11 protein-coding genes and 3 pseudogenes are annotated in these 12,454 nt (G+C 70.0%); 4 read left to right on the forward strand and 10 right to left on the reverse strand.

Translation table 11 applies throughout. From position 1 onward, the window contains the following. Positions 1–828 precede the first annotated feature (828 nt). Positions 829–1,080, forward strand: coding sequence for a hypothetical protein (locus ACZ6SQ_RS37155; RefSeq protein WP_469570259.1), 252 nt, complete (start codon positions 829–831; stop codon positions 1,078–1,080). Between the two features lie 76 nt (positions 1,081–1,156). Here the strand turns inward: ACZ6SQ_RS37155 and ACZ6SQ_RS37160 are convergent, their stop codons facing one another. Beyond that, positions 1,157–1,609: a nuclear transport factor 2 family protein gene (locus ACZ6SQ_RS37160; RefSeq protein ID WP_469570261.1), complete on the reverse strand. Its 453-nt coding sequence runs from the start codon at positions 1,607–1,609 to the stop codon at positions 1,157–1,159. 68 nt (positions 1,610–1,677) lie between these two features. Beyond that, positions 1,678–2,388: an SDR family NAD(P)-dependent oxidoreductase gene (locus tag ACZ6SQ_RS37165; RefSeq protein WP_469570263.1), complete on the reverse strand. Its 711-nt coding sequence runs from the start codon at positions 2,386–2,388 to the stop codon at positions 1,678–1,680. A gap of 103 nt (positions 2,389–2,491) precedes the next feature. Here ACZ6SQ_RS37165 and ACZ6SQ_RS37170 point away from each other — a divergent pair, with 103 nt between their 5' ends. Then, complete coding sequence (locus tag ACZ6SQ_RS37170) at positions 2,492–3,334, forward strand: helix-turn-helix transcriptional regulator (RefSeq protein WP_469570265.1); 843 nt, start codon at positions 2,492–2,494, stop codon at positions 3,332–3,334. Positions 3,335–3,606: 272 nt separating this feature from the next. Here the strand turns inward: ACZ6SQ_RS37170 and ACZ6SQ_RS37175 are convergent, their stop codons facing one another. From ACZ6SQ_RS37175 to ACZ6SQ_RS37205, 7 genes and pseudogenes are all read right to left on the reverse strand, one after another. Then, entirely contained in the window at positions 3,607–4,491 is an 885-nt protein-coding gene (locus tag ACZ6SQ_RS37175; protein ID WP_469570267.1) for a replication-relaxation family protein, read from the reverse strand. 398 nt (positions 4,492–4,889) lie between these two features. Next, positions 4,890–5,807: a pentapeptide repeat-containing protein gene (locus ACZ6SQ_RS37180; RefSeq protein ID WP_469570276.1), complete on the reverse strand. Its 918-nt coding sequence runs from the start codon at positions 5,805–5,807 to the stop codon at positions 4,890–4,892. 137 nt (positions 5,808–5,944) lie between these two features. Further along, positions 5,945–6,136, reverse strand: coding sequence for a hypothetical protein (locus ACZ6SQ_RS37185; RefSeq protein ID WP_469570278.1), 192 nt, complete (start codon positions 6,134–6,136; stop codon positions 5,945–5,947). 106 nt (positions 6,137–6,242) lie between these two features. After that, positions 6,243–6,389: pseudogene (locus ACZ6SQ_RS37190) on the reverse strand (Rieske 2Fe-2S domain-containing protein); the annotation flags it as partial. Continuing rightward, positions 6,390–6,687: pseudogene (gene sufC, locus ACZ6SQ_RS37195) on the reverse strand (Fe-S cluster assembly ATPase SufC); the annotation flags it as partial. Positions 6,688–6,821: 134 nt separating this feature from the next. Then, a pseudogene (locus ACZ6SQ_RS37200) lies at positions 6,822–6,893 on the reverse strand (SufD family Fe-S cluster assembly protein); the annotation flags it as partial. A gap of 292 nt (positions 6,894–7,185) precedes the next feature. Next, complete coding sequence (locus ACZ6SQ_RS37205; RefSeq protein WP_469570279.1) at positions 7,186–7,350, reverse strand: hypothetical protein; 165 nt, start codon at positions 7,348–7,350, stop codon at positions 7,186–7,188. Between the two features lie 644 nt (positions 7,351–7,994). On the opposite strand from ACZ6SQ_RS37205, the gene ACZ6SQ_RS37210 reads away from it, so the two are divergent. Beyond that, complete coding sequence (locus ACZ6SQ_RS37210) at positions 7,995–9,806, forward strand: pentapeptide repeat-containing protein (RefSeq protein ID WP_469570270.1); 1,812 nt, start codon at positions 7,995–7,997, stop codon at positions 9,804–9,806. 472 nt (positions 9,807–10,278) lie between these two features. Further along, complete coding sequence (locus ACZ6SQ_RS37215) at positions 10,279–10,707, forward strand: BrxA/BrxB family bacilliredoxin (RefSeq protein ID WP_469570272.1); 429 nt, start codon at positions 10,279–10,281, stop codon at positions 10,705–10,707. A 750-nt stretch (positions 10,708–11,457) separates the two neighbouring features. Here ACZ6SQ_RS37215 and ACZ6SQ_RS37220 read toward each other — a convergent pair. After that, positions 11,458–11,985: a hypothetical protein gene (locus ACZ6SQ_RS37220; RefSeq protein WP_469570274.1), complete on the reverse strand. Its 528-nt coding sequence runs from the start codon at positions 11,983–11,985 to the stop codon at positions 11,458–11,460. Between the last annotated feature and the right edge of the window lie 469 nt (positions 11,986–12,454).

The raw sequence follows: 12,454 nt of genomic DNA on the forward strand, positions 1-12,454 counted from the left end.
ACCCCCCCCCCCCCCCCCCCCCCCCCCCCCCCCCCCCCCCCCCCCTCTCCCCCCCCTCCCCCCCCCCCCCCCCCCCCCCCCCCCCCCCCCCCGCACCCCCCCCGCTTCAGCGTGTGCGTGCAAGGAGCACGCTACCGGCGGGCAAGAGCCCCCGCGACGCGCAGTGTTGCCTTAAGCGCGACATCTGCCGCCAGCTCTTCAAGATCCTCGAACGAAGGAGCCAGCCGGACGTGGAAGAGCATTCTCAAGCGGCTTGACACGAAAAAGCAGCCTCGGAGGCCTCCAGACGCTCGTGCTGCGTCAGAGCCTCGGCCACGACTTCAACTTGTTGGTCTGAGGCGCCCGGCGGTGGCGTGAGCCCCCCGGACTTTGCGCCATCCTGGCGGCCACGGGACCGCCCGGGCGGAGCACTGGTAGGCCCGGCCAGGGTGTTGGGCGAGCGTTCGGCGCCGGGGCAGGCCCTTGCCGGGACGACGGGAGCTTCCCCGGCGACTTCTGCAGCGAGATTCTCCACCAGGACACTGCCGGCCGGCCATCGCCGACGGCCTCGCTCTGGTCACGGCCCTCGCAGTCAACGACCGCATTCCCGCCCGGCACCGGTTCCAAGCCGTCGACCTGCTGTTCAGGGCTGCCACTGTCGCCGAGCGCCGTCTCGCCGAGGCCTGGCCGGCCACCCCGCAGCATCCGATCCCGGCAGCGAGGCCCGGGTCGGCAGCACGGGCCAGGATCACGTTCCAGCTGGCCCGCTGGTCGGAAGAATGCCCAGCGGTTCGCCTCGCCCTCGCCGGACTTGCCGTGGTCTTTCCGACGGACCGCACCCTGCCCGCCTTGACACCGCGCCTGCAAGTCTTCACGCACCAGCACCCCCAGGGGACCGGCATCGGTGATTACGTGCGGTTCGTCCTCGCTCTGGCCGCCCAGAACGACGACCAGATCCTCACGGCGACGGAGAAGCTCACCGACGCCTACCGGACGGGAACAGCGCGCGGAGTGCCGACACGGCCACGAGCCGTCCACCTCCTCGGCCAGATGCCGGCCAGGGACGGAGTCGGAGTCCCCCGAGCATCCGCCGGGCAGTGAGCGGGTAGTCGGCCAGTCCCGGCCGCTCGTCCAGCGAAAGAGAGAGGGCATTGTCCCGGGGGAGCTGATCCGTGGATCACCGGGCCTGGGCGGCGGCTTCGGCCTCGGAGTCGGCGATGCCCAGGTTGGCGTAGGCGACCGGGTTGGCGTACTCCCACACCTTGACGATGCAACCGTCGGCGACGTCGATGCGGAAGATGTAGACGTTGTTGTAGACGAGCTGCTCGGCGCTGGACAGGATGTCGCCGTTGGCCTGCAGGAACACCGAGCGGGCGTCCTCGCTGACCGTCCAGACCTTGTTCAGGAAGCCGACGTGGTCGAACTTCGCCGCGACCGACTCGATGTAGGCGAGCACGGCGGCGGGGCTGTCGAAGACGTACCAGGGCTCCGGGGTGCCCGCGATCGACAGCGGGATGACGAAGGTCGCATCCTGCGACAGCAGGGACGCGACGGTGGCGGGGTCGCGGTTCTCGAACGCGGTGACGAACGCCTGGGCGGTCTCGAGGGTCTTCCGGTGAACACTGTTCATGATCATCCTTTTGTGGTGGTGAGGTACGGCCGCGGGCTGCGGCCTCTGGGGGGAGGAGGCCGCAGGGGTTACCAGGGCACGGGGCCGGTGGCGCCGACGAAGGCGGGACTCGGCGCGCCGGGGCCGGCGAGAGCGGCTGCGACGATCACCGCTGCGCCCTCCTCGACGCTCCGGGTGCCCTGGTGGCCGTTGAGGTCGGTCGCCGTGAACCCGGGGTCGACGCAAACCACGCTGATCTGAGGGAACACCTGCGCGTAGACGGCGGTCAGCATGTTCAGAGCGGCCTTGGAGGAGTTGTAGGCCAGCAGCGGCGCCCACGCGGGCAGCAGCTCTGTGTGGGCGGCTGGGTCGGCGTTGATCGTCAGCGAGCCCAGCGCGCTGGAGACGTTCACGATCGCGGGCCGGTCCGCCTCCTGGAGCAGGGGCAGGAAGGCACGCGTGGTGCGTACCGAGCCGAAGACGTTGGTGTCGAAGACCTGCTGCAGGTCGGCGGCGGTCAGCTCACCGGCCGGAGCGGCCGGACCGGCGGCACCGGCGTTGTTGACCAGGACGTCCACCCGGCCCGCCTCGGCGCGCACCTGGTCGGCGGCTGCGGCAACGGAGAGGTCGTCGGTGATGTCGATCAGCAGCGGGCGGGCCCCGAGGGCCTTGGCGGCCTGCTCGCCGCGGTGGGCGTCGCGGGCGCCGGTGTAGACGGTGTGGCCCGCCTGGATGAGGCGGCGGGCCGTTTCGAATCCGAGGCCCTTGTTGGCCCCGGTGATCACGGTGACTGTTGTCATGGCATTCAGCCTGCACGCCGCCGGAAGAGACAGGGAGAGCTCTCCTCAGCGGGGGGTCGGCCAGTACCAGGCTGTTCGCGCAGGACCGGCGGACAATGGAGCGGTGAACGACGATCCCGTAGCCCTCGGCCAGGCCCTGCGCCACTGGCGTGACCGCACCAGCCCCAAGGACCTGGGCCTGCCCCTCGGCGGGGTGCGCCGCGCCCCCGGGCTGCGCCGCGAAGAGCTTGCGCAGCTTGCCGGGCTCTCCGTCGACTACGTCGTCCGCCTGGAGCGGGGTCGCGCCACCTCACCCTCCCCGCAGGTCCTGGCCTCCCTCGCCCGGGCCCTGTGCCTGACCGAGACCGAGCGCGACCACCTCTACCTCCTCGCCGGCCAGGCACCGCCCACCACCGGCCAGGTCTCCCCCCACGTCCCGCCCAGCGTCCAGCGCCTCCTGGGCCAGCTGAACGGCAGCCCGCTCAGCGTCCACGACGCCGCCTGGAACCTCATCTCCTGGAACCCGCTGTGGGCCGCGCTCATGGGCGACCCCTCGCCCTGGCGCGGCAAGGACCGCAACATCGCCTGGCGGCACTTCACCCACCAGCCCACCCGCGTCACCCACACCCCCGACCAGCAGACCCGGTTCGAAACAGCCCTCGTCTCCGACCTGCGCTCCTCCGCCGCCCGATACCCCGAAGACACTCACCTCACAGCGCTGATCAGCAGCCTCCGCAGCACCAGCGACCGCTTCGACGAACTGTGGGACTCCCACACGGTCGGGTTCCACACCACCGACAGCAAAACCGTCCACCACCCCGACCTCGGCCCCGTCACCGTCGACTGCGACACCCTCACCATCCCCGGCAACGACCTGCGCATCGCCATCTGCTCTGCACCACCGGCAACCACCACAGCCGACCAGTTCGCCCTGCTCGGCGCCATCGGCACCCAAGCACTGACCTGACGGCGCCCTTGCCGAGGCCGCTGATCCGAGCCGGCCGTGGCGTGCTCTTCCCGCGAGGCGGGGCGGCATGCGCTGCCGGGAGCCGACGGACGGGCCCCTGCAAGAGCGAGAAGGGCACAGAGCGATCAAGCGGCCAACCATGCTCCTCAGATTGGCCAACTACGGTGCTACCCGACCACACCCGGCGCACGTGCGCACTCCCGCGGTCTGCGGACTCGGACATCGTCACGTACGGGTAGATGGGCCGCCCCCGGCCCTGCCGGCCGCGCGGTCTACATCCAGGCTTGTTTGCGGTCGGGTTCGAGTATGGGCCGCCAGATGGGTGCGGTGGGTCCGTGCTGGCGGAGGTCGGTCATGGAGGCGGCCATGACCGGGATCTGGTGCAGGAGGTGTGCTGCGGGGAGGTTGCGGGAGGCGTGGAGGGCGGCGATGCGGTTCGCGATCCCTGCCGGGCCGGTGCCGTCGAGGATGAACAGCAGGCGTGGGAAGACGGGGTAGCGGCGCCGCCATTCCTCCTGCGGTAACCCGTCGCCGGCGGTGCGGCGCCGCCCGGCAGGGGCGGGCGTGTACTGAAGATAGCGGTGGTAGGCGTCGAGTTTTGCGGCGAGGCGTTCGGGGCCCATGGTGGCCCGGTCGACTTCGACGAACGCGCGGAGCATGGTGAAGCCGCCGTCCTCGCGGCGGTCGTGGGCCCAGTAGTACATCAGTGCATCGGGGATGACCGCCTCGCCGTTGCCGGTGGGGTGGTAGACCTCCGGTATCCAGTCCAGGGGCCGGAAGGTGTCGCCGCGGCGGCGGGCGTCGTGGTGGAAGGCGAGCGCGGTCTCGGTCACGGTCAGCGCGTGGCCGGCCTTGAACCGGGCGGCAGTCCGGTCACCCGAGCCGCGGGGCGGCCGCCAGCCCCGCATCTCCGCAAACTCCGCCGCCACCCGCACCCCGTACCGCGTCGCGAACCACACCCTCGTCCGCCCCGCCTGCGGCAGCGTGATCCGCTCCGCCAGGCCCTCCTCCCGCAGTTTGGCCAGCCGCCTCCGTGTCTGCTCCACCCGCACACCCGGCGCGATCAACCGGTGCATCTGCTCGGTCGTCGCCATCCGGTACTGCGCCAGCACCGCCAGCGCCAGCCAGTCTCCTGCGCCCGCGTCCACGTTCGGCATAGGTGTGCCCTTCCCGTCCGGTGCGGCACCGCCTGTCGCGGTGCCGCGGTAGGGACGAGCGGATCAGGTACCCCCGACCATGAGTCCGACCATGGAGGCCTCACCACAGCAACGATGCGATAACACCTCTCATAACCCCCGACCACAACCCCGACCACAACCGTCCGCCCGCCTGCGGCACTTGACGGTGTATCCGCAGGTCACCACGCGCTTTGGCTGTGGTCGGGGTGGCCGACATCCCCCTCTGCACACCCCCTGCGCTCGCCAGACCAGAGAAAGGAAGGGGAAGGGGAGGGCGGGGCGGGCGGGTGCGTGCCGTCGGGGGATCGGGGCGCCTCTCTTCTGTCTCGCGCTCGGCGATGCCTCGCGCGGTCGTACGGCGGGGTCGGCTCACATGGCTACGGACTGGGGGGAAGCCACGCCTGGGGCAGGGTGACCGTCGCAGGAACAGAAATGCCGAAGGCAACGAGAAGCCCCGCGGGAGCTGGACCATTCGCCCCGCCGAAGTACACCGTGCCGCCGGAGAATGTTGCGTCGTAGAAGTTCACCGTGCTGTCGGAGAACGCCGCGCGGCCGAAGTTCACCGTGCCGCCGGAGAACGCCGCGCCGCCGAAGTCCACCCTGGCGCCGGAGAACATCGCGCCATGGAAGTCCAGGTTGCCGTCGATGGTGACGCCGGTGAGGTCGAGGTCGTGGCCCTGCCAGGAGCGGTAGGTGCCCTGGGGGAGTCGGTAGTGGTCGCCGATGAGGCGCAGGATGGTGTGGCGGACCTTGCGCAGGGCCAGGTAGCGGTGGTGTTCCTCCTGGTGGGCTGGATCATCGCCGGGGTCGGGGGTGAAGGGGAGCTGGAGGTAGGCGCACAGAACGTCGATGCAGGTCTGGCCGAGGCTGTTGTCGGGGGCGTCGTCGGCGAGGCCGGCGAGGGCGTGGACGCCGCCGAGGCGGACGGCGGGGGAGTCGTCGCCGAGCTGGGAGACGGCCGTGGTGAAGCGTTCGGTGTGCAGGCGGGTCGCGTCGCGGTGGGCGCCGGCCTCATCCACGCGCTGACGGCGGTAGGCGACCACCAGGGCGACGAGCGCACCGGCACCGGCAACCACCCCGAAAGAGAGCTTCACCAGGTCGAAAAGGGTCTTCGCGTCGAGCTTGGCGGTGCTGTCGATCTCCTGGATGTCCAGCAGGACGACCAGGGTGTAGAAGACGCTGCCCGCTGCCAGGACTGCGGCGGTGAAGGTGACCGTGAGGGCGCGGCCGACCTTCCACAGTCGTAACTCCCGCTCCTGCGGGACAGATTGCGGCGGCCGTCGGTTGGCTGTCATGCGGATGAAGACCAGGCACGCAGACCTACGGTTGCAGCGCTGTGTGCCGTGCGTGGCGGGGGTACCCGTAGGTGCGGTCCGCTGGTGTGAGGTGTGCTCCGGCGCCGGGGCTGATGGTCCGGTGGGCTGTCCGGGGGTCATGGGGTCAGGGCCTGGAGGATGCCGATGACGATGGCGGTGAAGATGCCGAGTGCGGTGAGGGCGATGCCGATGGGCTGGGCGAGGGCTGGGTGGCGGTGGGCGAGGTAGCCGAGGCCTGTGGCGAGGGCGAGGCCGGCGAGGGCCAGGAGCAGCGCGACGAGCAGGACGAGTACGGCGAGGACGGACATGGTCTCCCCCTGGGGGTTTCGGGCGCGCGGTGGGTTCGCGTGCGGTGTGGATGGCTCTTGTGGTCTGGCGGGGCTCCGTTCGGTGGCCTCCTCGTCCGTTTCCGCGTCGCGTCGCGGGCAGGCCGGACGGCTTGCCGGTGCGGAGGGTGAAGCTGGAGCCGTGCAGCCGGCACTCGATCTGGCAGTCCTCCACCTCGCCCTCGGACAGGGAGACGTTCGCGTGCGAGCAGATGTCGTGGATCGCGAACACCTGCATGTGCGGGGCGGACTGGGAGGCGTCGATGCCGCTGGCGAACACGTGGACGTGGTCGGGCTTGATGTAGCGCAGGATGCGCGTGTAGTGCGTGATCAGCAGGGTGCCGACCTCGCCTGTCTCGCGGACGCGGTTGACGCCCTCGGGGACGACGCGCAGGGCGTCGACGTCGAGGCCGGAGTCGGTCTCGTCGAGGATCGCGATCTTCGGCCTGAGCAGCTCCAGCTGGAGGATCTTTGTGGCGCTTCTTCTCACCGCCGGAGAAGCCTTCGTTGACGTTGCGCTCGGCGAAGGAGGGGCTGTCGGTCTGCTCTCTTTCCTACGTTGCGATGCTCGGCCCGCTACCGGTGCGGGCCGACTGCTGCTGGACCGGGAGCGGGGTCTTAGCCGACCGCGCCTTCCATGGCCTCGTCCTCGGACAAGGCCGCTGCTCATCAGGTAGAAGAGCTGGTCCACGGCGACCTTGGAGACGGTCGCCTCGTGACCCATGGAGACGTCGTCCTCGCGGACGTCGACAGCGGCTGGCTTCGCCTGGTCGCTGTGATGGGCGTCTTGGGTTTTTCAGTGGTGTGGCGTCGTTGGGTTTCACTGCTGGTTGTGGGTGTGGGCTGGGGGTTGGGGTGTAATGAGGCTGTGCCTGGTCAGGACGTGATGTATCGCCAGGAGCACTGTGACGAGGGGCCCATACGCCTCAGTCCGCCTCACACCGGCGGGTGGATTGAGATGAAAACGCACCACGCGAGAGTGGCTGTTTCGGCGTCACAGTTGACGGTGTCGACGCCTTCACCGAGAACCGTCACGGAACTGAGAACCCGCAATGCGGCCGGAATATCTGAAAGCCCGTCGGAGCGGTGCCGTCGTGCAGGCCGCGCAGCCGCTCCAGCGGGGTGAACCGCCACTCCTCCTCGCGGCCGTGCGGCACGGGGAAGTCCGCCACGTCGAAGGACGGGGGCGCGCTCATGCGCGTGGCGACGGTCGATCAGATGAGTGACTGTGCAGGTTTCCTCGTGGGAGTGGTGCGATGACACCTCTCACAACCCCGCCGACAATCCCTCCGACAACCCTGACCACAACTGTCCGTCCCCCTGCGGCGTCTGACGGCGTTTCCGCAGGTCACCACACGCTTTCACCGTCGTCGGGGCGGCCGACATCCCCCTCAGAGCACCCCACGACCGTCTCGCCCGGAAGAAGAAGGGTGGGAAGGGAGGGCGGGCGGGACGTGGGGAGCGCTGCGGGCGATGGGGGCCGGCCTGTCCTGTCCCGCGCTCGGCGGGGCCCCGCGCGTTCTCGCTGGTCAACCGCCGGAAATGCGTGGTCTGCTGCCCTGGCATCCTCCTCTGCACACCCCTGCGCCCCGCCTCACAACAAGGGAAGGAGAGAAGGAAGGGAGGGCGGGTGTGTGCCGCCGGGGGATCGGGGCGGACTGCTCCCTGGTGCGCGTTGGCGGGGCTGGCGCGCCCGGGCCGCCGGCCGGCGACAGGGGGACGGCTATTTCGATGCCGAGCAGGCGACGGGATGTCTGTCCTGGCTGGCTCCCTGAACCGGCCCGGTCTCCTGGGGCGTCCATACCGGCACCCGACACCTTTCCTGTGGAGCTGCTGCACCATGAGCACACTCTCAGCGCCCCTCTGGCCGTACTGCGGGCACGGTGCGGGCGGTGCGGGCCCGGCCACCGGCTCGGCTGGCTGCCGCGGCGTCCACGTCCCCGGCCATACCGCATGCCTGGCCCACCTCGCCGACGCCGACCGCGCCGCCTACCTCGCCACCTTGAGCCCGGGGGCCGCCATCGACCACCGGGGCACACCTCTCACCGAGCTGCTGCTGGACGCTCTCCTGAACGCCTTGCGTGACCCCGCAACCGGCGCCCCTGACATCGGCACCGCCCGGTTCGACGAGGCGCAGTTCTCCGGCACCGCCCGGTTCCACGGGGCACACTTCTCCGGTGACGCCGGGTTCGGCGGGGCGCACTTCTCCGGCGCCGTCTGGTTCGAAGGGGCGCGGTTCTCCAGCCACGCCCGGTTCGATGGGGCGCAGTTCTCCAGCTACGCCGGATTCCTCGATGCGCAATTCTCCAGCAACGCCGAGTTCGTCGGGGCGCGGTTCGCCGGAACCGCCGGGTTCGACCGGGCGCAGTTCTGCGGCGGCGTCGAATTCGCGAGGGCGCAGTTCGCCGGTGACGCCGGGTTCTTCTGGACGCGGTTCGCCGGCACTGCCAGGTTCGACCGGGCGCGGTTCGCCGCCCGCGCCGGGTTCGGCTGGGCGCGGTTCGAGGGTGTGCCGGAGCTGGGACCGTTGGTGAGTTGGGGGCCGGTGGTGTTGTCGGGGGCGGTGTTCGTGCTGCCGGTGACGGTGGAGATCGTGGCGCCGAGGGTGGAGTGCGAGCGCACACGGTGGGAGTCGACGGCGACCGTGCGGCTGCGGTACGCGGAAGTGGACCTCAGCCACGCCGTCCTGACCGCCCCCGTTGCGGTCATAGGCCACCCCATCCCCTTCACCACAGAAGAGAGCGAGCTCTCCGGCGACGACGCGGTGCGGATCGTGTCAGTGCAGGGCGTGGACGCAGCCCATCTGATGCTGACCGACACCGACCTGTCCGACTGCCTGTTCTCCGGAGCTTTCCACCTGGACCAGATACGCCTCGAAGGCCGCACGACCCTCGCCCCCACCCCCACCGGCTGGCACCGCAACGGCCTCTGGCCCGTCCGTTTCACCCGCCGGCAGACTCTCGCCGAGGAACACCACTGGCGCGCCCATACCGAAGACCAGCCCCCTGCCGGCCCGGTACGGGAACCTGCGCGGTGGCGCCCCGGACCCCACCACCCCGACCACCACCCCGACCCCCCGCGCGCTCCCGACCCCGCCCTCACGCCCGGCCCCGAGGACGTCGCCGCGCTGTACCGGCAGCTGCGCAAAGCCTCCGAAGACGGCAAGAACGAACCCGGGGCCGCCGATTTCTACTACGGCGAGATGGAGATGCGCCGCCACGACAGGTCCGGCACCCCGAAGAGCGAGCGGCGGCTGTTGTGGGGGTACTGGCTGCTGTCCGGCTACGGCCTGCGCGCTTCCCGTGCCTTCACCTGGCTCCTCACGGCCATGTCCCTGACCGTGCTGCTCCTGATGGGCGTCGGCCTGCCCACCCACGATCCCGACCCCGCCACCACCGGCACACTCAACGGCAGCCGGATCAGCCTCCACACCACTACCCCCAGCCCGGCCCTGGACGGGGGTTGGCCGCAGCGTATGACCTGGGCCCGGGCGGAGAAGGCGACCCGGGTGGCGATCAACTCGGTGGTCTTCCGCTCGTCGGGCCAGAACCTCACCACCGCCGGCACCTACATCGAGATGGCCTCCCGCCTCCTCGAGCCCACCCTCCTCGCCCTCGGCCTCCTCGCCATCCGCGGACGCATCAAACGATGACCGGACCTCCTCAGGAGGGGCGTTTCAAAGTCCCGGTGGTCACGTGAGTCCGCAGGTCGCGGCGGTGCGAGGGGGTGCGGGCCCGACCGTCACGAACGCAACGAAGCTCCGGTTGAACCGGGTGACCTTGCCAAGTCGCCCTGAACCACCGGAGCTTCGATGTGCCGCCAGTCTGCCGCCGTCTGCCTGACCGGGTCGCCCGCGCCGGTCGACGTGGCGGGATTGCCGCTGGTGGAACGGCTGCGGCTGCTGCCCGATCCGCGTCGGCGCCGAGGGGTTCGTCACCCGTTCGTGGCGGTGCTGCTGGTTGCCGCCTCAGCGGTGGGCCCCGCTCGACGTGCCCGGACCGGCAGGCCTCGAATTCTTCGCGGGCCTGTGGTCGGCCTGCCGCCGGTCGGTCGGATCCCGAGAATCCCCCATACACTTCGATACTGTCAGTAATTACACAGTGTCTCTGCGTAAGGAGTGTTCGGTGGTGCTTTCACCAACGCTGGTCAAGCACATGAAGCAAGAGCTGACCGAGATCGGCTTCACCGACCTGGTGAGCGCCGAGGATGTCGAGCAGGCAATGGCGAACGGGCCAGAAGGCCTGGCCCTGCTCGTCATCAACTCCGTGCACGGCCTCTCGGCCGACACGGCCCGCCCGGCAGTCCGCCTCGCCCTGGACAACGGCTCCAAGCGCCCCGACCACCTGCTCACCGTCTTCGCCGACCACGACGTCGAAGCCACCAGGAAGATGCGCACCTTCCTCACCGACGTCCCACTCTCCGATGCGCCCTCCATCGCCCTCTTCAAGGACGGCGAACTCGTCTACTTCATCCCCCGCCACCACATGGAAGGCCGGAGCGTCCAAGCCGTGGCCGACAGCCTGAGCGCCGCCTTCGACGACAACGGCCAGTAGCACCACACCGCCCCACGTCCCGGCCCAGGAACCCGTCACCGGACCCCCGCCCCTGACCAGCCCAACTAAAAGATCACACGACTTTGCAACACCCCTGCCTCCTCAGGACGCCGCGCGGCCTCGGGGCGCAGCACCCCCGGCTCTGCACATCCAACTCGACGCGCCCCCGCAGCGGTGGCCGCCGCTGCTCGCCGCTCGCTTCGCCAGTTGGCGGGAGCCGACGCATGCTGCGTGTCGTTCGGTGGGGCGCAGCGGGCATTCCCGTGCCTGCGCAGCGTCCTCTAGGATGGGGGATGCCTTCCTTTCTTGGGGGCACGCTGGCGGGGGAATTTTCCGGAGCGGGTTTACCGGCCCACCGGATCCGCCGTTTCCCCGCCAGCACCCCGAAATTCCGGGCGCAGCGAAGCCGCGATATTCCCGCCCCTCTGCATTTCTGTTTCCCGCTTCATTGTTCTTTTTGCGCGCGGTCTGCTCCGCAGACGCGTCGCGCCGCCGCTACGCGGCGGAAAAAAGGGGGCGGTGAAGGCGCTACGCGCCTTGGAGGGGCGTAGCGCTTGCATCGCTGCGCGATGTGTGAAAGGCGGTGAGGGGCCGCCCGCTGTGCGGGCGGCCCCTCAGATGGTGGCGACGCTCCGCGCCGCTCGGGCGGGGCGCTGGGGTGATCGACGGACCGGCGCCCCGCCCTGGCCCCCTGGACGGGACGGGGGCGGGGGAGCGGGCCGGGTAGCCGTCCCGGCCCGCGTGGGGCTGTCAGCGGACGGTGTAGGCCCCGGGCGGGTAGACCGCCTCCCCGTCCTGGCCGTCCTCGCCGTCGTCTTCGTCTCCGTCGTCCTCGGAGTGGACGCCGAACGCGTCCACGAACCGGCCCTGCACCTGCTGGCCGAGCAGCATCTCGCCGCGCTCCGCGTCGCACTCGGTCAGCGCACCCCAGCCCAGGTCCCAGACCCGGATCGTGCGGGCCTCACCGTCCCTGTCACCGGCAGGGGAGCGCAGGAACATCAAGCCCCAGCTCAGCGTCTGCGCCAGCCCACAGGCCAGCAGGAACACGAAGTTCTCGAAGTACTTGGGCTCCACGCCCACCAGGTCCTCGGGCCCGCCCTCACCCTCGACCGTGACGGCCAGCGTGGCCGACAGAGGCTTCATGCCGTCCATCCCCACCCACAGCCGCACCACGTGCTCGCCCGGAGTCAGCGACGCCATCACACGCGCCACGATCAAGTAGGCCTCCTCACGGGCCTCATCGAGGACGTCAAGCGAAACCGGCTTCAACTGAGCCATCAGAGAATTCCCTTCCGTTCTTTTCTTGGGGGTTCGATTTCCGTCCGCCGGAGTTACCGCTCCGCCGAACACCTGAATTCTATGGCCCATATCACCGCAAGGAAATGGAGCCGGAACCGACGCCGATAAATCACGCCACCCTTTGCCACATGAAGTCATGGCGGGGAGTAGGAATTTCCCACCGGACACCACCGGTCCGCAAACACTGAGTCACACATCCCGCGCCGCAGGCGCGTGACCAGCCCAGAAGACATCCAGTCGATCAAAGTGACACAACAGCAAGACCGGCCGAAAGAAGCCGCAGGACCCACCGGATGACAGACCATCAGACAACCAGGCCGACCCCCGCCCGCAGCCAGCCCCCTGACGCGCGCGGAGCGTGCGTCAGACCCCGTACCGGACTGCGGAGCAGGCCGGTACGGAACCGATCCGGCGTCAGCCGGATCAACTGGCCCACGGAGTGGGCCAG

The organism is Streptomyces sp. NPDC048600 (genome assembly GCF_055587025.1).